The organism is Methylobacterium sp. J-001 (assembly GCF_022829565.1).
Taxonomy (GTDB): domain Bacteria; phylum Pseudomonadota; class Alphaproteobacteria; order Rhizobiales; family Beijerinckiaceae; genus Methylobacterium.
This window is the reverse complement of record NZ_JAKSYN010000197.1, coordinates 1-21,087: the sequence shown is the minus strand read 5'-3', so window position 1 is coordinate 21,087 and position 21,087 is coordinate 1. Positions and strand designations below refer to the sequence as shown.

General features: G+C 67.1%; 15 protein-coding genes and 1 tRNA gene. 6 read left to right on the top strand and 10 right to left on the bottom strand.

The window, feature by feature from the left end; genetic code table 11:
* Positions 1-73: 73 nt before the first annotated feature.
* Positions 74-1,753: a methyl-accepting chemotaxis protein gene (locus tag MKK65_RS23840; protein ID WP_243960478.1), complete on the top strand. Its 1,680-nt coding sequence runs from the start codon at positions 74-76 to the stop codon at positions 1,751-1,753.
* Between the two features lie 680 nt (positions 1,754-2,433).
* On the opposite strand, the gene MKK65_RS23835 is transcribed toward MKK65_RS23840, so the two are convergent.
* The 3 genes from MKK65_RS23835 to rocF form a co-directional block, all read right to left on the bottom strand.
* Positions 2,434-2,507 (bottom strand) — tRNA-Cys (locus MKK65_RS23835).
* 165 nt (positions 2,508-2,672) lie between these two features.
* A complete protein-coding gene (locus MKK65_RS23830) occupies positions 2,673-3,533 on the bottom strand; it encodes an urease accessory protein UreD (protein WP_243960477.1) in 861 nt (286 codons plus the stop codon).
* On the bottom strand, positions 3,530-4,498 hold the full coding sequence (rocF, locus tag MKK65_RS23825) for an arginase (protein ID WP_243960476.1): 969 nt from the start codon (positions 4,496-4,498) through the stop codon (positions 3,530-3,532). Before rocF ends, MKK65_RS23830 begins: the two co-directional genes overlap by 4 nt.
* A 442-nt stretch (positions 4,499-4,940) precedes the next feature.
* Here rocF and MKK65_RS23820 point away from each other — a divergent pair, with 442 nt between their 5' ends.
* Positions 4,941-7,088, top strand: coding sequence for a methyl-accepting chemotaxis protein (locus MKK65_RS23820; protein WP_243960475.1), 2,148 nt, complete (start codon positions 4,941-4,943; stop codon positions 7,086-7,088).
* Positions 7,089-7,119: 31 nt separating this feature from the next.
* On the opposite strand, the gene MKK65_RS23815 is transcribed toward MKK65_RS23820, so the two are convergent.
* Both MKK65_RS23815 and MKK65_RS23810 read right to left on the bottom strand, forming a co-directional pair.
* Positions 7,120-8,529: an ATP-binding protein gene (locus MKK65_RS23815; protein WP_243960474.1), complete on the bottom strand. Its 1,410-nt coding sequence runs from the start codon at positions 8,527-8,529 to the stop codon at positions 7,120-7,122.
* Positions 8,526-9,245 carry a response regulator gene (locus tag MKK65_RS23810; RefSeq protein WP_058190590.1) on the bottom strand — a complete coding sequence of 240 codons (720 nt, stop codon included), beginning with the start codon at positions 9,243-9,245 and terminating at the stop codon, positions 8,526-8,528. Before MKK65_RS23810 ends, MKK65_RS23815 begins: the two co-directional genes overlap by 4 nt.
* Before the next feature lie 151 nt (positions 9,246-9,396).
* On the opposite strand from MKK65_RS23810, the gene MKK65_RS23805 reads away from it, so the two are divergent.
* Both MKK65_RS23805 and MKK65_RS23800 read left to right on the top strand, forming a co-directional pair.
* On the top strand, positions 9,397-10,638 hold the full coding sequence (locus tag MKK65_RS23805) for an acyl-CoA dehydrogenase family protein (protein ID WP_243960473.1): 1,242 nt from the start codon (positions 9,397-9,399) through the stop codon (positions 10,636-10,638).
* 118 nt (positions 10,639-10,756) lie between these two features.
* The gene (locus tag MKK65_RS23800; protein WP_243960472.1) at positions 10,757-12,613 is read left to right on the top strand and encodes a glycoside hydrolase family 15 protein; all 1,857 of its coding nucleotides are present in this window, start codon (positions 10,757-10,759) and stop codon (positions 12,611-12,613) included.
* Positions 12,614-12,635: 22 nt separating this feature from the next.
* Here the strand turns inward: MKK65_RS23800 and MKK65_RS23795 are convergent, their stop codons facing one another.
* From MKK65_RS23795 to MKK65_RS23780, 4 genes are all read right to left on the bottom strand, one after another.
* Entirely contained in the window at positions 12,636-14,180 is a 1,545-nt protein-coding gene (locus MKK65_RS23795; protein ID WP_243960471.1) for a DUF2336 domain-containing protein, read from the bottom strand.
* Entirely contained in the window at positions 14,177-15,265 is a 1,089-nt protein-coding gene (locus MKK65_RS23790) for a lytic transglycosylase domain-containing protein (protein ID WP_243960545.1), read from the bottom strand. The genes MKK65_RS23795 and MKK65_RS23790 overlap by 4 nt, the downstream gene beginning before the upstream one ends.
* A 90-nt stretch (positions 15,266-15,355) precedes the next feature.
* The gene (locus tag MKK65_RS23785; protein ID WP_058190312.1) at positions 15,356-15,985 is read right to left on the bottom strand and encodes a flavin reductase family protein; all 630 of its coding nucleotides are present in this window, start codon (positions 15,983-15,985) and stop codon (positions 15,356-15,358) included.
* A 26-nt stretch (positions 15,986-16,011) separates the two neighbouring features.
* Positions 16,012-16,575: a nitroreductase gene (locus tag MKK65_RS23780; protein ID WP_243960470.1), complete on the bottom strand. Its 564-nt coding sequence runs from the start codon at positions 16,573-16,575 to the stop codon at positions 16,012-16,014.
* A 136-nt stretch (positions 16,576-16,711) separates the two neighbouring features.
* On the opposite strand from MKK65_RS23780, the gene MKK65_RS23775 reads away from it, so the two are divergent.
* Positions 16,712-17,638, top strand: a complete 927-nt coding sequence (locus MKK65_RS23775) for a hypothetical protein (RefSeq protein WP_243960469.1) — start codon at positions 16,712-16,714, stop codon at positions 17,636-17,638.
* A gap of 9 nt (positions 17,639-17,647) precedes the next feature.
* On the opposite strand, the gene MKK65_RS23770 is transcribed toward MKK65_RS23775, so the two are convergent.
* Positions 17,648-18,475, bottom strand: a complete 828-nt coding sequence (locus MKK65_RS23770) for a DMT family transporter (protein WP_243960468.1) — start codon at positions 18,473-18,475, stop codon at positions 17,648-17,650.
* Between the two features lie 327 nt (positions 18,476-18,802).
* Between MKK65_RS23770 and MKK65_RS23765 the strand changes: the two genes are divergently transcribed.
* A complete protein-coding gene (locus MKK65_RS23765; RefSeq protein ID WP_058190588.1) occupies positions 18,803-19,201 on the top strand; it encodes a PRC-barrel domain-containing protein in 399 nt (132 codons plus the stop codon).
* Positions 19,202-21,087 lie beyond the last annotated feature (1,886 nt).

The window sequence follows — 21,087 nt, the reverse complement described above, 5'->3', positions numbered from 1 at the left end:
ATCAAAATTCTGATCAAATCTCGCCGCGAGTGCACTCAATCTTTCGACCCTAACGGAATCTGGTTCCCTCCACATGCGTATTTCTCTCGGCTTCAAGCTGGCGGCGGTCGTTGGCCTGTTAGGCTTCGTCGCGGTCGGCATCTCAGCCTTTGCCGTCCGACAATCGCTGTGGGAGCAGGAGCGTGCCGCCGCGACGGACAAGATCTGGAATGCCGGTCTCCAAGCCGGTGCCCTTGGCCAGGCGATCGAGCACGCGGTTGTGCAGGCCACAGCGCTCTACACCGCCGAGGACACCACGGCGGCGCGTACCCGGCTGTCGGCGCTCCACGATGCACTGACCGCCGTCGAGCAAGTTCGGGGGCCATTCCTGGAGGCGATGGAGGACCAGCTGCCGCCGGATCGGCGTCTTCGATTCGACCTCTTCGTGAAGGAGTTCATCGCCTACCAGAACGACACGGCCGAGCTCGGTCTGACCATCTCGCCGAAGGCTGCCCTGATCCAGGCCACCGACGAGGCGACAGTGAAGAACCGTGAGCACATGATCGCGGAGATCGGCCTGCTGGGCCGCGAGGTTCTGGCCCGCCTCAATCAGCGGCGTGCAGCCGATGCCGCGGATCGCCGCCAGGCCCAATGGGCGCTCATTGCGGTGCCGGCCGTGGCGCTCGCCTTCGGGCTGCTGGCGGCGATCTGGATCATCCTCACGCAAGTCCGGCGACCGCTCGACCGTCTCAAGAGCAACATGACGGCACTGGCTTCCAACGATCTTGGCCGGACAATTCCATTCACCCATCGTCGCGACGAGATCGGCGAAATGGCGGGCTCGATCGCGGCCTTTCAGGCAGCGCTGATCGAGAAGGGGCGCCTCGACGCCGAAGCGCAGGCTCGCCGCGACCGCGATCGCATCCGGGCCGAGCAGCTTGCCGACGCGACCAAGGCCTTCGAGAGCGAGACGCATCGCGCGGTGACGGATCTCGCCGGCTCCGCCGAATCCATGCAGGACGCCGCTGCGACACTCACCGGGACGGCCAGTGACATGGTGGCCCGGGCTTCCGTCGTGGCAGGTGCTTCGAGCCAAACCGCCGACATCGTCGACAGCGTCGCCAGCGCAGCCGAGGAGTTCGCAGCCTCCGCCCGGGAGATCGAGGGGCGCGTCCGGCACACAAGCGAGATCGCTGCGACAGCCCTCGACGATACGAAGCAGCTGGAATTCACCGTCTCGAGCCTGTCGCAAGCAGCCGCCGAGATCGACGCCGTGGTCACTTTGATCCGCACGGTGGCGGAGCAGACCAACCTGCTGGCCCTCAATGCCACCATCGAGGCCGCGCGGGCCGGGGTCGCGGGGCGCGGTTTCGCCGTGGTCGCGGCGGAGGTGAAGGCGTTAGCGAGCCAAACGGCTCTCGCCACCGATCGCATCACCGGGCAAGTCGGTTCGATCCAGGGAGCTGCCTCCAACACGGTCGACGCGATCAACTCGATCGGCGAGACCATCGCCCGGATGAGCCTCATCGCGTCCGAGGTCGCCCAGGCGGCGCATCAGCAGGGCGCCGCGAGCCAGGAGATCGCTCGCGCCATCGCGGATGCGGCGGCGGATTCCCACAAGGTCTCTGAGAGTGTCGGAGGCGTGCGGGCCGCTGCAACTTCCAATGAGGCGCAGGCCGAGCAGGTGCGGGGCAGCGCGTCCCGGGTCAGTGCTGGGACGCGGACCCTGCAGCAAGCGATCGAGACCTTTCTGGGCCAGGTGCACGCCGCCTGAGCGAACACCGCGCACCGTTGCTGGTTTCGCCCCACCCTGGTCCCAAGCGAACGAAGCTTCGGCGCGATCCGTCAGGTCGCGTAGGCCAAACGCCCGCGTCGGTCGCCGTCACTGTGGCGGCAGCCTATGAGACTGCTGGCGTCGTCAACGCTGCCAGCACCGACGAAAACCTGTTGGTCGCGGCTCCAGGGATTTATCGCCCGGTCCCCACGTAAGGGAGGTCGTCTCAACGGCACCTTCCGACGCAAAGGGGTTGGTGGCACCGGTGGTGACCCCGTCGCAAGTCGCCGATGAGGCTCAGACCGTGATCGGGCTGATCCGTGCGGTAGCGTCGCAGACGAAGATGCTCGCCTTATCAGAGACAATCGAGGCGGTGCGAGCCGTGGTGGCAGCCGAGGTGAAGGGTTTGGCGGCCCAGATGGCGCTTAGGATGGACTGCGTTGCGTCACAGCAGAGCGACCCAGGCGACCGCCTCCGACACAATCGAGTGGCATGTCCGGAAAAGCGCCTTACCGGTGAAATTCGGCACAGACAGCCCGCGTCGGGCGATCGTTAAGACGACTGTCCTGAGCCGTTGCTGTGCATGCAGCCAGACATTCTCAGGCCGCGCCACCTCCGGACATCGCGCCACAAGTCACGTTCAGCGGATAGGAACGACGCTCTGATAAAGAAGGAAACGGTGGAGGCCTCGCCCGGAATCGAACCGGGGTGCAAGGATTTGCAGTCCTCTGCGTAACCACTCCGCCACGAGGCCCCTCGTCGCGACGCCGCGGCGTCGCCCATGGAGCCTGGCGGCCGGCTCCGGGTGGGCGTCTCTAGCAGAGGTCGGTGGCGGCAGGCAACGGCTGTGATGCGGCTTCTGCGCGAGAATATGCTGCTGGGTGGAGCGGCGCTCTCAGCCGGTACGGCACAGACGGCATCAGCTCTGCCAGACCCGAGGCATCGGCCGATCACGATAGCTGGCTAGCACGCGTGCGATGAGGCTGCGCAGGGGGCCGACCGCATCCGACAGGGCGCGGATAACGAGATGACCGTTCCAGGCGCTCACGGCCACCTCGATCGCCGGCACGGCGGCCTCTTTCAGGAGGGCCCGGGCTTCCTCCAAGCGAGCCTCGGCGCCTTCCGAAACGTCGAGCAGAATCGCGCACGCCCGGGCGCCGCCGCCGACCGCCGACCGCGCGAGCAGATCGGAGATCGAGCCGTCCAGGCAAAGGCTATCGGCGTAGACGAGCCGGCCGGCCCGGCGCACGCGCCAGGCATCCGCGAACAGCCCCGCGGTGATCCGCTCCCCCCTGGCGGCACGGCCGAAGGCAACGATCTCGACGGCAAGCAGGGCGGCGCCGTCCGCAAGGTCGGCTTCAAAACGTCGTCGCACCCGGGCGCGGTCGAACAGGATTGTTTCCTGCGGCAGCCATGCAAGCCGAGCCCCCTTTGCCAAGACGACGCGATTCTCGATCCGGCTTACAGGCCCGTCCGAGCGGTAGATTTTCTCCGCCGCCGTGGTGGTAAGCACCACGTCAGCACCTGGTTCGAGATCCATTGCAATCGTGAAAGTATCGCCGCACGCAACTCCTCCAGCGGTGTTGACGAGGACCGCCTCCAGCCCCCCCTCCCCACGGGGAAAGCGCAGACGCGACGGACCGGATTCGGCGAGATCGAGGATCCGGGTACAACCGGTGCCGCCGAACAGCCCAGCGCGGAGATGAACACGACCCTCCGAGCGCTGCCGGAGTGACGCCTCAGACGGACCTGAAGCATCGCGAGAGCCAGCCAGTATCATCGGCGGCCGGCTTGGTCGGGCGACACCGCTTCGATCGCGAGCGTTGGCCGGTCTAGGATGCGTCGACCGAAGAGGCTCGCCACCAGCTCGACCAACACCCGGGCACTGCGTCCGCGATCGTCGAGGAACGGGTTTAGTTCGACTACGTCAAGCGACCGGACGAGGCCGGAATCATGTAGCATCTCCATGATGAGATGCGCTTCGCGGAAGGTCGCGCCGCCCGGGACGGTGGTTCCGACACCAGGCGCGATCGATGGGTCGAGGAAATCCACATCAAGGCTGACATGCAGATGGGCGCCGTCCCGCGCGACGCGGTCAAGCACCCGCCGCAGGGGCGCGACGACGCCGAATTCATCGATGGTCCGCATATCGGTGACGCCGACCCGGCGGGCTGTAACCAGGGCACGCTCGCCGGCATCAATCGAGCGCAGTCCGAAGAGATGGACGTCCTCCGGCGGCAGCGGGGCTGGCACCGGATCGGCGAACAGGCTCGGGAAGCCCGGCTCCCCGCAGAGCGCTGCGAGCGGCATGCCGTGGACATTGCCCGAAGGTGAGGTGTCGGGAGTGTTGAAGTCGGCATGCGCGTCGAGCCAGAGCACGAACAGCGGGCGGCCTTCGCGCGCGCAATGGCGCATTGCCCCGTCCACAGAGCCGAGTGACAGGCTGTGGTCGCCGCCTGCGGCGAGCGGCACTGCCCCCGCCCCGAGAGCGGCCTCGACCGAACGCGACAGGGCGCGGGTCCAGGCCGCGACAGCCGGCAGTCCCCGCCCATCGGCCGGTCCGTCAGACACGACATCGCCGTGATCGACGACCGCGTGGCCGAGATCGGACAGGGTGCGGACGAGTCCCGCTGTGCGCAGGGCCGCCGGTCCCATCAACGCGCCGGGCTCGCTGGTGCCGACTTCGATCGGTGCCCCGATCAGCGCGATCCGGGACGCACCCTCTCCCCTCGCCTCGTTTGTCATCCGGGCCCCATTCCTCAGTAAAGGTGGTTCCGTCCAGCCGGAACTCTAAGCGGACTGATGGCGGCGGGCCACCAATCGGCGACCCCAATTTCCGGCAGCAAGCGCCGGACCAGGCCGCCACCGGTCGAGCAACGTCGCTGAGCGTAAGGGGCGCAGCGGCCGGCAATCCGATCGCCCGGGGTGAAGACAGAGCCGACTCTACGGTAGGCAATCCTCATCAAACACTGGTCTTCAAAGGCCACGTCCATCTTGGTCTGGAATTTCTCAAGTGGAATTGGTTCGCTGCATTCTCTATTACTTGAGAGGCCGCGAATGATCTTGAGTCCGGATAAATTGATCTCTGTGCTCGAAAATTCCTATCCTGGCCTGCGTTTACGGAATCTTCGTGGAGCTTCCCTAGAGTCCTGCCAGTTGCTGAGTTGGAAGACGTGTTAGGACTGCCATGGTGATGTTTTCGCGGCTGAGTTCGCGCCTGCCGGCGATGACGATCGGGTTGGCGCTGCTTAGCGCTACCGCGATGGGCGGCTTCAGCTGGTATTCGGCCAGGTCTGGTTTGATCGATGCGGCGAACGAGCGCCTGCAACTCGCCGCGGTCGCCCGCCGCGATGGGATCGAACTGGTGGCCGACCGGATGCAGGCCGACTTCCTCGCTGCGGCGGCGCATCCGCAGATCGTCTCGAACTTCCCGGATCTGATCGATAACCTCGACCCGGCCAAGCCGGATACGACTGCGGTGGTCGAAGCGTTCCAGGCGCCGCAGACCGTCGAGGCGCGGGTCGCCCTGGATGGGAGCGGCATGTACGGGCGCCGGCACGTCAAGGTCCAGGAAGTCGCGCGCAAGCTCGTCACCCAGGCCGGCTATGCCGATCTGCTGTTTCTCGATGACAATGGCCGCATCGTCTACACGACCACCAAGGGGGGGGACTTCGGCAAGTCGGTTGCAGATGATGGCTTGAAGGGTACTCCGCTCGCCCGCTTGGTCGAGCGCCTGAAATCCGCCGACCCGAGTGCGGTCCTGTTTGAGGACTTCGCCGCCTATCCGGTGGATGGCGTGCCGGCGGCCTTCATTGGCCGAGCTATGACCAAACGGGCGAACGTCGCCATGGGTACGGCACAGGCGTCGGAGCGGATCGGCTTCATCGCCATGCGGGTGACGCCGACGCTGTTCGATCAGGCGCTGTCCAAGCGGACCGGCCTCGGTGAGACCGGTCAGATCCTGGCCGCCGGTGCCGATGGGCGGCTGCGCAGCAACCCGCCGTTGAATACGGGCGTGAAGGCCGGCGACGGCGTAGCGCCCCTCGGAATCGAGGCGGACCGCCTGAAGGACGGCGGCAGCTTCGAATTCCCGTCGGCGGATGGCCCGCACATGGCCGCGGCCTCCTCGGTCAGCGTTCTCGGAGCGCCCTGGACCGTGGTGGCGGAGCAATCGCAGGCCGAGGCGATCGACGCCGTACGGGCACTCTCCCGCACGCTGGTCATGATCGGGCTCTGTGTCCTGGCTGGAACTGCGGTGCTCGGCCTGTTGCTGGCGCGCTCGATCGTGTCACCGCTCAGCGCTCTGACCCGCGCCCTCAAGGCGCTAGCCGCCCGCGAGGCGCTTACCGATGTTCCGGGCAGCCGGCGCCGAGATGAGATCGGCGACATCGCCCGCGCCGTAGTCACGATTCGCGACGTGTCTCTTGAAGAGGCAGCGCAGCAACTCCAGACCACGGAGGCAGCGCGGCTGCGCGAGGAGCAGGCCCGCCGTACCATGCTGCAGGGGCTGGCCGACGATTTCGAGCGGTCGGTCGGCGGTATCGTGCAGGGGCTGACACGGGGGGTCGAGGCCTTGCAAGGCGCGTCCGGCACCATGCGGATCGCCGTCGCCGGCACCTCTGAGCGGTCGACCAGCGTCGCCAGTGCCGCACGCCAGACCGCGGACAATGTCGATGCCGTCGCCGCGGCCGCAGAAGAGCTCGGTGCCACCGTGCAGGAGATCGGACGTCAGGTCGAGCAGGCGGCCGGGATGTCAGCCACCGCCGTCGATGAGGCCAAGCGGGCCGAGGGCACGATGGCGGATCTCGCCGCTGCTGCCACCCGCATCGGTGACGTGGTCGGCATGGTCTCGACCATCGCTGGTCAGACCAACCTGCTCGCGCTGAACGCCACGATCGAAGCAGCCCGTGCCGGCGAGGCGGGCCGCGGTTTTGCCGTGGTTGCGGCCGAGGTGAAGGAACTCGCGACCCAGACCAGTCGCGCTACGGAAGAGATCGGCCGGCAGGTTGCGTCGATCCAAGCAGTGACCGGCGGCGTCTCTGTGGCAATCCAGGGGATCGTCTCGCAGATCGAAGCCATGAACCACGTCTCCACCAGCATCTCGGCTGCTGTCGAAGAGCAGGGCGTCACCACGCAGGACATCGTTCGCAGCATGGGGCAGGCCTCGACCGGCACCAGCGGAATGACCTCCGACATCGCCGAGGTTGCCCGGGTCGCGAACGATGCCGGCCAGGCTGCCTCCTCGGTGGCGCAAGCCTCGGACGATCTTGCCGCCCAATCTGAGCAGCTTCGTGCCGAGGTGTCGCAGTTCCTGCAGAACGTCCGGGCGGCCTGACCCTGCTAGGAATTTCGCAACCCGGGCGGTCTCAGGCCGCCCGGGCGGGCAGCGGCGTCGGTTGAACCGTCCGGCCTGCGTAAGCCTGCGCGGCCAAGGGCAATTCGATCGCGGCGCAGAGGCCGCCTCCCTCGCTCCGGTTCTCCAGAATCAGCCGGCCGTTATGCGCTTCTACGATCGCCAGCACGATCGAGAGGCCGAGGCCGAAGCCGCTGGCCTCATTGAGGTTGCGGGCGCGGTCCCCGCGCACGAAGGGTTGCAGCATCGCGTCGCGCTCGGCGTCTGGAATGCCCGGCCCTTGATCGAGGATACAGATCCGGATGCCTCGCTCGGAGGCCTCCATGTGGACTTCGGCCCGGCCACCATATTTGACGGCATTGTCTACCAGGTTCGTGATCGCCCGCTGCAGTTCCTCTGGACGGCCTTGCACGAGGACATGACGGCTCCGCCCGACGCTCACCGCCGCGCCGACATCCGAGAAGTCGTCGCAGACCGTTTGAACGACAGAGGCTAGGTCCACGAGGCTGAAGCTACCGGCATCGCGGGTCTGCCCATCCCGCACGAAGGACAGAGCGGCTTCGACCAAGCCATTCATCTGGTCGAGGTCGCGCAGGGTGGCGGCGCGGGCGTGTTCGTCCTCAATAAATTCTGCCCTCAGGCGCAGGCGCGTGATCGGCGTGCGCAGATCGTGGCTGATGGCCGCCAGCATCTGAGTTCTGTCGTCGATCAGGCGACGGACGCGTGCCCGCATCCGGTCGAGCGCCCGGGAGACGGCGAGCACTTCCCGTGGGCCGGCCTCCGGCAGGGCGACATGGTCGTCTCTCGTGCCGAACGCTTCGGCGGCGCCGGCGAGCCGTGCCAGCGGCGCCGTCAACGCCCGGGTCGCCCAGACGCAGAGCAGCGCCAGGGTCAGGGCCATGAAGACGACGGTGAAGATCAGGGGACCCTGTCGGGGCGGATGCAACGGATCGTTCAGCAGCCATGCCTGGAGGTTGGCGCCCGCCGGCATGGCGATGCCGACATGGATCCGGTCGTCGGACCGCGCTTCGGCGGGATCGCTCACGGAGAGGTCGGTGATCGTGACCGGCCGACCGGCCCCGTTGCGCAGGCGGCGGATCACCGGCAAGTCCGGCGCCGGTTTGGCATCCGGCGGCACCGTTCCGTCCCAGGCCTCGATGCGGACCAGCGGCAGGCTTCGGCCGCTCGCCAGCAGCGCCGGCCGCGCGGCCGGATCTGCGGCGTCGAGGAGCCGCGCCAGCGTGCCGAGCCGGCTTGCCGCGACGCCGGGCAACTCGTCCGGGTTGGGCGGCTCGTGCAGGATCAGGAACGCCGCTGTAGCGACCATATGGGCCACCGCGATTCCGGCCACGACCAGGAGAGCGATCTGGCCCGCGATGCTCTGCGGGCGCAGTCGGGCGCGCAGGCGCTGAAACGCGGTCATGACCGGGTTACTTCGGGGGTGAACAGGTAGCCGCCCGAGCGGATCGTGCGGATGAATTCGGGGTTGCGCGTGTCCCGCTCGATCTTCTGGCGGATGCGCGAGATCAGCACGTCGATGCTGCGCTCGAACGGCCCGGCCGAGCGACCCTGGGTGAGGTCGAGGAGCTGGTCGCGCGACAGCACCCGCCCCGGCCGGAGGCAGAGTGCGTGGAGCAGATCGAATTCCGCCCCCGTGACAGCGATCCGGGCCCCCTCCGGCGATAGAACCTGGCGGAGCGATACGTCGAGCGTCCAGCCGGCGAAATGCAGGCGGCGGCGCTCGTCCGTATCCGGCGCCTCGGCGGCGACCCGGCGCAGGATCGCGCGGATCCGGGCCAGGAGTTCTCGCGGGTTGAACGGTTTGGCCAGGTAATCATCGGCGCCCAGCTCGAGCCCGAGGATGCGGTCGACCTCTTCGGATTTGGCGGTGAGCATCAGGATCGGGATCTGCGAGGAGGCGCGCAGCCGCCGGCACAGGCTTAGGCCGTCCTCGCCAGGAAGCATCAGGTCGAGCACGATCAGGTCGATCCGGGACTCGGCCAGCGCACGATCCATCTCCGCGCCATCGCCCGCCAGTGTCACGCGACACTCGTTGCCGCGCAGGTAACGGGCGACCAGGGCTGAGATCTCCCGGTCGTCCTCAACGACGAGGATGTGGGGTGTGGTGGGTGCGTTCATCGCGATAGAATCGGCGAGCGGATCAGCGAGCGTCATCAGGTTATTATGCGCCGAAGCAGCCGTTATTCGAAGATGCGAGCGGGAACCATTTTGTAAGCGCGTGTTTCCAGCACAGCCATACGTGTGGCGGCGACTGGATTGCGGGGAGACCATGACAAACACGGCAAAGCCGGATCCGATCGCTCCGAAACCTCCCGAACTCGCTTCTCCGTGGCACAACCCGGCCCGCGCCGCGCTCCAGGCCGAGGCGCGCAGGTTCGCCCGCGACACGGTACTGCCGCTCGCCGACGAGCTCGATCCGCAGAAGGCCGAGATGCCCCGGACGTTGATCAACGCCATGGCCGAGAAGGGCTGGTTCGGCATCACGATCCCGGAGGCACAGGGTGGCCTTGGCCTCGGGGTATTCGAATACTGCCTCGTCTCGGAAGAATTGGCCCGGGCCTGGTTGTCGGTCGGCAGCATCCTGGCCCGCGGTCAGGGCCTGGGCACCCAGACCCTCGACCCTGAGCGCCGGGCTACCCTGCTGCGACGCTCGGCCCGGGGGGCCTGGATCGGCTCGATCTCGCTGTCCGAACCCAATGCCGGGTCGGACCTCGCCGGCGTACAGACACGAGCGGTGCGTGACGGCGATGAGTGGGTGCTCACCGGCACCAAGCGCTGGGCCGGCTTCGCCAAGGGCGCCGACTTCATCGAGGTTCTGGCCCGCACCCGCGATCCGGAGCCCGGCGAGTCGCGCTCGACTGGCCTGGAACCATTCTTGGTCGTGAAGGGCCGCGACAGCTTTCCAGCCGGCATCACCGGCCGGGTGATCGACAAGATCGGCTATCACGGTTTCCAGACGTTTGAGCTCGTCTTCGACGGGGTGCGCGTGCCAGAGCGCGATCGACTCACCGGCCTCTACGGCGACCAAGGCGCCGATGCAGATTCCGGCGGCTTCGCATCGGTTCAGCGCGGGCTGAACATCGCTCGGGTCCACACAGCGGCCCGGGCCGTTGGCGTGGCGCGTGCGGCGGTGGAGGATACCCAGGCCTACCTGCAGGAGCGCGTCCAGTTCGGCCACCCGATCGGCGACTTTCAGGCCCTGCGCTTCGCGCTGGCCGACATGGCTGCCGACGTCGCCCAGGCGCGGGCGTTCTGGCATCAGGTGGCCCATTTGCTCGACCAGGGCGAGCCGGCCGAGAGCGAATCCGCCATGGTGAAGCTCCTGGCCACCGAGATGGCCGTGCGCGTCACCAACCAGGCGATGCAGCTCCACGGCGGCAATGGCTACACCACCGAGCGGCGGGTCGAGCGCTACTGGCGGGATGCGCGTCTGACCACGATCTTTGAGGGGACGAGCGAGATCCAGCGACGGATCATCAGCGACCGAATGCTGCCCCGACCCAGCGCGTAATCGTTCGTTGTGGCGTGCGGCGAATCGTCGAGCCGGACTCCCCGCCTCGTCCGGCCCGGCTACCTCACCGGCATCTCATTGCGCCGCACCATCGGCGCGAACGCCATTCGGAAACGTCGTGTCAAAGCCCATCAGCGATTACGCCCTCGTCGGCGACACCCATTCCTGTGCGCTGATCGCCCGGGACGGCTCGATCGACTGGCTGTGCTGGCCGCGTCACGACTCGCCGGCGCTCTTTCTGAAGCTTCTTGACGACGACAAGGGCGGCTCATGCAGCCTGGTCTTCGAGAAGCTCGAGGGCACCGCCCGGCGCTACGTGCCCGACACCAACATTCTGGAGACGACCTTCACCGCTGCCACCGGGCGCGCCCGGCTGCTCGACCTGATGCCGGTCAATCCGCCGAGCCCCGAGCCCGACGAAGGTCCCGACGGCGAGGGCGAGAGCCGGTTGATACGGCTGCTCACTTGCGAGAGCGGGCAGATCACTGGGCGGTTCGTGGTTCGCCCGACCTTCGACTACGCGCGCCGCCCCTGCACGCCGATCGTCGAGGGACGGTCCGTCCTGTTCGAGGCCGGGGATTGCCGTCTGCGCGTCAACGCCTTCCCACAGCCGGCGCTGGTGGGCGACGAGGCCGAGATCCGGTTCAGCCTGGCAGCAGGCGAGACGGCCTACCTGGTCCTGACCCATGGTGAGGACAACGAGGACGCCTGCATCGAAGATTACGCCGGGGCGCAGAGCCGCTTGGAGACCACCACAGAGTACTGGCGCCGGTGGAGCGCCCGCAGTTCCTATCGCGGCGCCTACCGGGATGCGGTGATGCGCTCGGCCCTGTGCCTCAAGCTTTTGACCTACTCGCCGACGGGCGGCATCGTGGCGGCGGCCACTGCCGGACTTCCGGAGGCGGTCCCTGGAGACCGCAATTACGATTACCGCTTCACCTGGATGCGCGACGCCGCCTTCACGGTCACCGCCTTCGTGATGCTCGGCTATGTCCGCGAGGCCGCGGAGTTCCTGCGCTTCCTGCGCGAGCGGGACGGCTCCTACGGCCGGGACACCAAGCTGATGTACGGCATCACCGATGGCATGCCCTCCGAGGAGGTGCTCGATCATCTTGACGGTTGGCACGGCGTCGGCCCGGTCGTGATCGGCAATCTAGCCGAGGCCCAGGACCAGCACGACATCTACGGCGAATTGTTGCGGGCTCTCTGTGTGTTCCTGGAGGCCGTCGATTACGACCCGCCCGAGAAGGTCAACGATCGCCTGCCCGAAGTTCTCGACAACCTCACCGCCCGGGCGATCCGCCACCGGCATGACGCCGATAATGGCATCTGGGAATTGCGGACCGGGCCGCGTCAGCAGGTCCACACCAAGGCGATGATTTGGGTGGCGCTGACCGACGCCGCCCGGATCGGCCGTAACATCACGGGCGTCTCCGCTGATAAGATTGCAGACTGGGAGCGGATCGCCGCCGAGGTGCAGGCCGAGTATCTCGACAAGGGGTGGAGCCCGGAGAAGCAGGCCTATACCGGCGCCTACGAGTCGCACCATCTCGATGCGGCCGTGCTTCGTGTCGCCCTCTTTGGTGCGCTGGATCCGTCCGATCCGCGCACCCGCTCGACACTAGCGGCGATCGAGCGCGAGCTCGGCGACGGTGACCTGCTTTATCGCTACCGCATGGATGACGGGCTGAAGGGCGACGAGGGCACGTTCACGGCCTGCGCGTTCTGGCGGGTCGGTTGCCTCGCTCTCGACGGGCGCACCCGCGAGGCGAAAGCCGCCTTCGAGCGGCTGATCGCCCGGGGCAACGATGTCGGCTTGTTTGCCGAAGAGATCGATGCAGCAAACGGCGAGCAGCGTGGAAATGTACCCCAGGGCTTCTCGCACATGGCACTGATCAACGCGGCCCTGCGGCTTGAGGACAGCATCGGGCGGTTCGGTTTGGACGATGCGGTCGCGCAGCGCGCGGCTGAATAGACGGAGCGCAGCGTCGCTAGGGTCAGGCCGCGATCCGAATACCTTCGTTCGATCCGGTATCCGCCGAGCCGCGGCTAGCCCGGAAATGTTCCAGCAGATCGGCGCCGAGCCCGTCGAGGACCTCCTGCATGGCGACCTGGACCTCGGGATCCTCGTCCTGAGGCTCCGGACGGTACCAGGCCAGGATCTGCTCGGGCAGGGCATCCAAGATCGCGCTCACCGGGTTGGTCGGCTCGGCCATCACCGATTCGACTGCCGAATCTGCAACGATCTTTGGCTCGATCACCACCGGATCGGGCGTTTCGCTCGGCGCCATCGCGACGACTTGGACGGTATCCTGCGATTCATCGAAGGTCTTACGCCGTTGGCTGTTCAGCGCGACCCGCCAAGCGGCATCGGCAGCCTCTGCGTCGCGGCGAGCCGCCTCTCGGGCTGTTGCCTCGGCCGCGATGGCGCGGGCGGCTTCCCGAGCCTCGTCGCGGGCGGCCTCAGTCTCGTAGCGGGTCAACAGGGCGACCACAGCATGCATCTCCGGCGCCGGCAGATCGGTGCAAGCGTCGATGGCAGACTCGATCATCCGACGCGACAACCCAGCACCGTGGAACCCGATCCGCCCATCGACGGTCTGCCGCGCGACCAACGCCGCTTGCATCGCCGGCAACAGCGCATCGGGCAGCCCGGCCTTCCGATGCAGTTCGGCAAAGGAGCGGGGATCCCGCATGGCCCGGGCGATCCCGACATGATCCTGGCCTGACAGGTCGGCGAGTGCTGCCTGCACGAAGTCGGTCCGGCCCGACAGCACGGCCCGCAGGATCAGGCCGGCGGTGAGCTGATGGGTCGTGCGCAGATGCGTCACCAAGCGTGCCACCCCGGCGGCACCGGATCCATCACAGGTCTCCAACGCCACGCGCTCGCTCGCCTCACGGCGCATCCGGTCGCAACGCTCAGTGCCGAGCCAGCCCTGCTCGGTGACGAATATCGACAGAGCTTCGGCCACCGCGAGGCCGATGGCGTAGCGCACTTCGGGTGGCAGATCGGACCGCCGGAGCAACGCTTCACGAAGAGCGGCTTCTCCGCCGCGGCGCTCGATCATGCGCAGCATCCGGCCGGCGGTGATCTTCGCCGTGGGGTTCCCGGCGAGCACCACCAGGGTATCCAGCTCGCCAATCTCGGCCAAAGCCCCCGAGACGGAATGCGAGAGATGATGGCGGGCGGCGATCACCGCCCGTGTGGTCTCGTCGCCCAACGCCGCGGCATCGACCAGATCCGCATCGGTCAGCACCGGGGAGCGCGCCAGGACCAAGCGCGCCACCTCGGGCACGTCGCAGGACAGGGCGACAACCAGGGGCCGGGGCGTCCGCGCGGAGGCCGCACAGGTCTCGGCGAGCGCCCGACGGACCACCGGTGACGGGTCGTCCAGCAGCGACAGCAGCGCGGTCTTGGCTTCCCAGGCCTCATCGGCGGAAAGGTCGCCGTAGAGGTAGGCCCGCGCCAGCGCCGTCGTGGCCTCGGCCCTGCTTCCAGCCGAGGCGTTCTGGGTCCAGGCCAGGAAATCGCGGATGATCATGGGCCGCTCCGGGGGGCGAACAGGCTGGTCCTGATGCCAGGGGGGGATCCCGCGCCGGCGAGTTCGGTCGGGCGGCGGGGCGGCAGCGGCGGGTTGACGAGGGCAGCACCGGCCGGGGTCGGTGCCGGTTCGGCGAGGGCGCCAGTGGTCGTCGGCTCGATAGCGGCGACGCTCTGAGGGGCCTCGGCGTCCGAACGCGGGAAATAGGTCGGCGGGGCGTGCTGGTTCGGCGGCGCCGCGTTGCGGGCTTGCCAGAGGCGCGCCGTCGCGTCGGATGCTGCCCCACGCTGGTCGGTCTGGAACAGGCTGCGCAGGTCGGCGGTACCGCCGAACGCCGTGGCGGTACTGGCATAGGCCGTGGCCGCCTGGGTCGCCGGGGCGCCGTCCTGGCGCAAGGCGGTCAGGTCCGTGGCGGCGGCGCCCTGCGCGGCGGCCGAGAGGCTTGCATAGAGTTCGGCGGCGCTGCGGGGCCGGCCGGTCCGGTCGTAGAACAGCCCCCGGTTGGCGGCGGCCGCCTCCGGCAGATCGAGGGCGGCGGCGCGGGCGGGGAAGGCGCGGGCGGTGTTGATCAGCGCGGCCGCGCCCTTCGCCCCCAGGACATGCGCCGCGTAGAGGTCGCCCGAGGTGGGCTCGCGCCCGAGCGCCGCGGCGAGCGCATCGGAATTCTGCTGCGTCAGGGCGCCGGCCAGCGTCGCGGAGATCTTCGGATCGCGCCGCAGGTCGAGGATCGCCTGGCGCTGGTCGGGATTCGGAACGGTGTAGGTCCCGTCCGACTGCCGGGTGATCGCGTCCGCATGCGCCTGGAGGCCGAGCTTCGGCCCGGCATTCTTCATCACCCCGAGCCAGGTCTGCTCGATGAACTGGAACAGGCCAGTGGCCGAGGAGGTCCCGGCCTTGGCGGCGGGGTCGAGGGCGGATTCGCGCCTGGCCGTCGCCAGGAGGTAGTCGAAGCCGGCGCCACTCGCCATCGCGCCGTCGCGGATCGCCTGGACCACCGGCCCGGAGGCGGCCGAGCCCGACGCCGCCCGTCCTTGCGCGGGCGGGCTGCTCTCCGGTGGGCTGGACGGTGTGGTGAACAGGAACATCCGGGCGCGCACGGGGTCTGAGGACACCGTGAACCTGCGCCGCTTATGGTAAACAACTCCTCAATCGAAGCTGCACTGCGGGATCCGGTTTCAGGACCCGGTGAACTCGGCGGCGCCCTTCGGCCGGCGCATCTGGAACCTGTTGTCTGCAGTGGCGCGGAAGTAATCGAAATAGCCGCCGCGCAGGATCGGATGCATCGCCGCCGTGTCGACCATGCCGTCCGAGACGAATTGCTCGTCGACGTAGATCGACACCACCTGCCCGATCACCAGGAAGTTCTCAGCCTCGCCGCCACCGAGCGGCACCAGCGGAACGGTCTGAAGCCACCGGCATTCGAGGGCGGCCGGCGAAGCTGCGACCCGAGGCGGGCGCACCTTCTGCGAGGGGGCGGTCTCCAGCTTCGCGAAAGCAAACTCGCTCTCGCCGCGCGGCAGCGGTGCCGAGGAATCGTTCATCCCGTCGCGCAGATCCCAGGTCGCCAGGCTGCAGACGAACTCGGCCCCCTCCTCCGCGAAGGTCATAGCATCCTTCCGACCCGAGGACGAGAACGCCACCATGTTGTCCGCCACCGCATTGAAGAACGAGTAGGGCGCGAGGTTGAGCTTGCCCTCCCGGCTCATGGCGCTGATCCAGCCGATGGGCCGCGGCGCCACGATCGCCTTCAGGGGGCTGTGCGGCAGGGTGCGCGCCTCGCGCGGGACATCAAGATCGTAATGCACGGGTGCGCCTTCTGAGATCAATCAGATCAAAGATAGGTCACGATCTCGGAAAGACTCGGCCGTGGCCGATCGGATGGCACCTCGCGCGCCCGGCCGATATGCACGAAGCCGGCGAGCTTCTCGGACGGCGCGAGGCCCAGCGCGTCCAGCACCCGGCGATCGTAGGCGTACCACTCCGTCAGCCAGGACGTTGCGAAGCCGGAGGCGTTGGCCGCGATCACCAGGTTCATCGTGGCGGCACCCACCGAGAGCAGCTGCTCCCATTCGGGGATCTTCACATGTGGCCCGACGCGGGAAACCACCGCGACGGAGACCGGTGCATGCATCAGGCGGCCGCGCTCCTGGGCCAATCGCTCGGGGGTCGCCTCGGGATTGTCAGCCGCGAACGTCGCCGCGATGGTCACGCCGACCCGCTCCCGGGCCGCATCCGCGATAACGATGAAGCGCCAGGGCGCCAGCTTGCCGTGATCGGGCACCCGGGAGGCGACGGTCAGGATCGTCTCGAGTTGGGCGTGGTCCGGCCCAGGGCCGTCGAGCAACAGGGGCGGCACCGAGCGGCGCGTCGTCAAGAGGTCGAGGGTGGCGTTCATGCGTCCTGTCCCGCCGGGAAATCGGGCCCCGGATGTGGCATGCAGGGCCCGCTGGTGGAAGAGCATGCGGCCTTGCCGCCGCCATGGTCCGAAGGCACAGGCGGGCACCAACTGAGGCTTGATGAGGATTCGACCGATGCGCGTGAGGCTTGCGGCGATGGCGGTGGCAATCCTCTTGCCGGCCCATCTCCTGCCGGCGAACGTGCGCGCGCAGCAGGGCGTGTTTCAGAACCGCCTCGGCGATCCCCTGCCCTCCCCATCGATCACCAGCCCGACTCTGCCGCCAAGCATGCCACCGGCTGAGCCGGAGGCGCAGCTCTCCCTGTCGGCACTCCTGTCTGGGGCGGGCGTGCCCCTGCGCCAGGGATTGGCTTGGCGGATCTACGAGGATCGTGGTGACGGCACCCGACCATCGATCGTGGGCCGTTCCACCGAGGCAGAGCCAAGTTTTACCCTCCCCCCGGGCGCCTACGTGGCAACCGTGACCTACGGCTTCGCAAGCGCCTCGAAACGGATCGTGATGGGCGGTCAACCCGCCACTGACACACTCCGGGTGGCGGCCGGCGCCTTGAAGCTCGCAGGCGCCATCGGGGACCAGAAGATTCCGCCCGCCCAGGTCTCGTTCTCGGTGTTCGTGCCGGTGGGGACCAATTCCGAGGGCCGCCTCGTACGCTCGGGCATCAAGGCGGGCGAGATCCTGCGCCTGCCCGAAGGTACGTATCACGTGGTCTCGACCTACGGGGAGTCCAACGCAATCCAGCGCGCCGATCTGCGCGTCGAAAACGGGAAGGTAACCGAGGCCACTCTCAATCACCGTGCCGCGACCGTCACGCTGAAGCTCGTCGAGGCGCCCGGGGCCGAGGCCTATGCGGGCACTGCCTTCTCGGTCCTAACGCCCGGCGGCGATACGATTCGCGAGGCGATCGGCGCCTTCCCGCAAGTAACTTTAGCTGAGGGCGACTATGTCCTGATCGCCCGCCACGATGGCCAAGTGTACACGCGCGAGTTCAAGGTTGAGAGCGGGCTTGACCGCGATATCGAGGTCGTGGCGAAGGCTGGCTGAACGCTCAACTTACGCCAAGCGTCGCGCCAGGGCCACGCAAGCGGCGACGAGAATGGCCGCGGCGATCATTGCAGGTTCGATCCGTTCGCCGAGCACCAGGGCGGCGACGCCCAGTCCCAGGAACGGCTGCAGCAGCTGGAGCTGACCGATTGCCGCGATGCCGCCCCGAGCGAGCGCCCGGTACCAGAACACGAATCCGATCAGCATGCTGAACAGCGCGACATAGCCAAGACCGGCCCAGGCCGGAAGCGGGATCGATGCGGGATGGGCGGGGCTCAGCACGAGCGCCAATGGCAGGGAGAGCGGCAGCGACAGGACGGTCGCCCAGGCGATCACCTGCCAGCCGCCGAGCCGCCGCGCCAGGATCCCGCCCTCGGCATAGCCGAGCCCGCAGACCAGGATCGCCGCGAGCATGAAGGCATCCCCCGGCCCGGGCGGTCCGTCGAGCCCGCGGGCGGCGAAGCCCACCGTCACGAGCGCGCCCAGCACCGACAGGACCCAGAAGGCTGCCGATGGACGCTCCCCCGAGCGCAAGGCGCCAAACAGCGCCGTCGAGAGCGGCAGCAAGCCGACGAAGACGGTGCCGTGGGCCGCGCTAACGGTGCGGAGCGCCAGCGCGGTCAGGACCGGAAACCCCACCACGACGCCGCTGGCCACGATGGCGAGCGCGCCGGCGTCGCTGCCGCGCGGCCACTTTTCCCGCATGATCAACAGCGCGGCTGCCCCTGCCAGCCCTGCTAACGCTGCGCGCGCCGCGCTGAGGAACAGCGCATCCATACCGGTGAGGGCCAGGCGAGTCGCAACCAAGGAGGCGCTGAAGATCGCGACGCCGATCATTCCGTCGATCCAAGCGCCCGTCTGACGGAAGATCGCGACCGTATCGGTCGCATGCTCCGGCAATGCCGCTGAAACCTTCGCTCGTTTCATCACGCCCGCACTCGAACCGCATCACTGGGGCATGCGTTCGTGAATCGCTCCTGGCCAGGGACGGTATGGGCTCAGTCCGGCCGAACTGTCCCGGCCGTCGGGCGGTACAATCGCGACTGCTCGCGGATGTCCGAAGTCAATTTCATGTTCCGCGCATTAACATTTCTGCGAGGTGTCGGAACGATGGACGTCGATGCGTCATTCATCCGCGCCCATCCCGGGCCGCCGGAGATCTCGATGCGTCGCCTCATCCTCGCTACTCTCGCCGTTACCGCCCTTGCCGGGCCTGCCCTCGCTGCCAACGACACGCCTCCGACGGTCGCCCCCAAGTTCGAGAGTGTGCCGCAGGACGCGGTGCTGAGTTACAACCTGATCGGCCTCAACATCACCGACGCGGCGAACAACACTGTCGGCGAAATCAAGGATCTGGCGATCGTCCACGATAAGCTGGTTGGATACATCATCTCTGTCGGCGGCTTCCTCGGCATGGGCGAGCACTACGTCGCCGTCTCGCCTTCCTCCGTGGCCCTCGGCTATGATGCCGACGCCAAGAAGTGGAAAGCCATCATCGGCGCGACCAAAGATCAGCTGAAGTCCGCGCCAGAGTTCAAGTACGACGGTAAGTTCAAGCGCTAATCGACTTAGAATGGGGCTGTCGAAGACCGACTATAACCTCCGACGGCAGCCCCGACTTTGCGTTTTTAAAATTTGACGAACGAGAGCCGCAGCGACAAGCTGTCTTATTTCGACAGGTCGTGACACATAAGATTGCCTGTCCAACGCTCTACTTGCGCAGCTGACCCATCTTTTATCAATACGCGACCGACCGACTCCTGCCGCATCGGTTGATACTGAACGCGGACGCGTGCAATGGCAGCTACATCCCCGTCGGCGCCGTAACGACAGCAGGCGTCATGGCAATACCCGGTCCCCCCGCAGGGCCTCCCACGCCATTTGCTTCACGAGCGCGTCGCGTTTCGCCTGACGGAGAATGATGCGCGCCGCCGCGCGGGCGTTGGCAGCGCGTAGGTCAGCTTGGGGGCCGCCATCGCGTAGCACGCGCCAAGCGAGGGCGCGAAACCATTTGATGTTCGCGAGCGCAGCTGCTCGACGGCTCATCGGGCCCCCGACATCGAGCGGCTTCTCTATTGATGCAGCGGCCATCGGCTCAATCCTGAACTGCACTTCGCCGGCTGTCTACGAATGACACAAGAAATGGCGATACCACCCCGTCTCGGCAATAGTGGTGCCGAACGCGGGTTTTAGAAAACGACACAGCCCAGGCGATAATGCCGGACTCCTCGTCGAGCCCGCATTTCGCCGCGCTTGGGATAGCATTCACAGCAGGCACCGGTTTGCCTCCAGCACGCCGAAGGGGTGCGTTTGTGGGCGAACACGGCGGCAGGAACTGCGATTCACTCAACGGCTATCAAATGATCTTTGTCCCGTTTTAGTACTGCAAGCCCGCTGGCATAACTCTGGACGTCGTCACCGGCTTCGTAAACGCCGACAAACGGGCCTGCGGTCGGCTGGCCGGGCTGGTGATTGCTGCTTACACCGGTCTGCTCTTCGCTGACGATGCCGGCAGCACGGTATTGGGCGTGACCGGATCGGGTGCGGGATCACATATGGGCTCGCCGACGCTCATCCCTTGACCGGTATGGCGGCGGCCGGACCGCTTGAGACTGAATCAGGATCTAAGTCGAGAGGGCTGTGCCGTAACGGTACCGGCTCGTTTATTGACCGCGACCAGCGACGAAACGCGTCACGCTCGAGACCGCCGGGCCCCGGTCACGGCCAATCCGTATCCGGAGCGCTCGGTTGCGTACGGCATCTGGGAGCGCGGCAACCAACTCTTCGATCGCGATGGGCAGTACCAGACCACAGGTTTCGCAAGCCATGGGGCCGATCAAACGCCGTTGGCGTAGATTGCAAACGTTGTGGCATCGACAGCACTTGCGTTCATACAATTCGGGGGTCGACGATTTTTTTCGAAGGCGTTCGTTGCCCGAAAGGACGAGCGGGCCCCATCCCCAATGCAGATCACGACCGCGTAGAGGATAGCTTGACGGCATCGGCAACCCTCTCAGCGCCGTTGATGACCGAGTTTATGCCTGGGACTATCGCCTACACCCAGGACGCAGAGTATATCTCTGTTCGAAGCGACGGAGCACCGGATGCTTCGACGGCTCGATCGCGGACATCAGAGGAAATGAGACGGAAGGGCGAGGCCCATGGCCTGCACATAAGTGCCGGCGAGGATCGCGACGGCGGTGATCGTCGCAGTGGCGGCCATGATTAAGCGGGTCGCGAAGGTCATTTGTAGACTCCATCAGGTCCGCGACTGTGTTCGCGGCGTTGCCCTGATGTATGCCCAAGTTTCTAGTGGAGTGAAGGCGACGGAAGAGTCCCTCATGGGCTTCCCGTCGCGGTGATGGTGTGCGAGTCCGGGGCATGCGCCCTGGGATCATCGTCGAGGTAAACGCTGCGGACCGTGCCTGGCTCGAAGCCATCATGGCGGA

Excerpts from the sequence above, each read along its gene's own strand:
- MKK65_RS23840 (WP_243960478.1), top strand. The coding sequence starts at position 74 with ATGCGTATTTCTCTCGGCTTCAAGCTGGCGGCGGTCGTTGGCCTGTTA.
- MKK65_RS23830 (WP_243960477.1), bottom strand. The coding sequence starts at position 3,533 with ATGATACTGGCTGGCTCTCGCGATGCTTCAGGTCCGTCTGAGGCGTCA.
- rocF (WP_243960476.1), bottom strand. The coding sequence starts at position 4,498 with ATGACAAACGAGGCGAGGGGAGAGGGTGCGTCCCGGATCGCGCTGATC.
- MKK65_RS23820 (WP_243960475.1), top strand. The coding sequence starts at position 4,941 with ATGGTGATGTTTTCGCGGCTGAGTTCGCGCCTGCCGGCGATGACGATC.
- MKK65_RS23815 (WP_243960474.1), bottom strand. The coding sequence starts at position 8,529 with ATGACCGCGTTTCAGCGCCTGCGCGCCCGACTGCGCCCGCAGAGCATC.
- MKK65_RS23810 (WP_058190590.1), bottom strand. The coding sequence starts at position 9,245 with ATGAACGCACCCACCACACCCCACATCCTCGTCGTTGAGGACGACCGG.
- MKK65_RS23805 (WP_243960473.1), top strand. The coding sequence starts at position 9,397 with ATGACAAACACGGCAAAGCCGGATCCGATCGCTCCGAAACCTCCCGAA.
- MKK65_RS23795 (WP_243960471.1), bottom strand. The coding sequence starts at position 14,180 with ATGATCATCCGCGATTTCCTGGCCTGGACCCAGAACGCCTCGGCTGGA.
- MKK65_RS23790 (WP_243960545.1), bottom strand. The coding sequence starts at position 15,265 with ATGTTCCTGTTCACCACACCGTCCAGCCCACCGGAGAGCAGCCCGCCC.
- MKK65_RS23780 (WP_243960470.1), bottom strand. The coding sequence starts at position 16,575 with ATGAACGCCACCCTCGACCTCTTGACGACGCGCCGCTCGGTGCCGCCC.
- MKK65_RS23775 (WP_243960469.1), top strand. The coding sequence starts at position 16,712 with ATGCGCGTGAGGCTTGCGGCGATGGCGGTGGCAATCCTCTTGCCGGCC.
- MKK65_RS23770 (WP_243960468.1), bottom strand. The coding sequence starts at position 18,475 with ATGATCGGCGTCGCGATCTTCAGCGCCTCCTTGGTTGCGACTCGCCTG.
- MKK65_RS23765 (WP_058190588.1), top strand. The coding sequence starts at position 18,803 with ATGCGTCGCCTCATCCTCGCTACTCTCGCCGTTACCGCCCTTGCCGGG.